The organism is Rhizobium sp. SVR5-9E, assembly GCF_056755095.1.
This window is the reverse complement of the sequence record NZ_JBNDHS010000379.1, coordinates 1-277: the sequence shown is the minus strand read 5'-3', so window position 1 is coordinate 277 and position 277 is coordinate 1. Positions and strand designations below refer to the sequence as shown.

At 33.2% G+C, this 277-nt stretch carries 1 protein-coding gene; it reads left to right on the top strand.

Annotation, left to right across the window (positions count from 1 at the left end):
* Nucleotides 1-49: 49 nt before the first annotated feature.
* Nucleotides 50-277: hypothetical protein (locus tag ACPYOJ_RS35265; protein ID WP_481420372.1), on the top strand; the 228-nt coding region annotated here is incomplete at its 3' end.

Sequence of the window (277 nt, the reverse complement as noted above, 5' to 3'; positions counted from 1 at the left end):
CTATGAGGGTCTGGAAAATCTTCCGATCATAATATTTACGGAACGGAATTTGTCTAAGTCAGAAGAATTAAAAATAAAACAATACGCTGATTCCATCGTGGTAAAAACAGCGCATTCTTATCAAAGGATTTTAGATGAAGTAGGCTTATTTTTACATCTTGTAGAAGAAGAGAATAATTCTACTGAAACAGTAAGGAATAAAACGTTAGGATCTTTAACTGAAGTCTTAAGGGGCAAAAAAATACTGATCACCGATGATGATGTACGGAATATATTC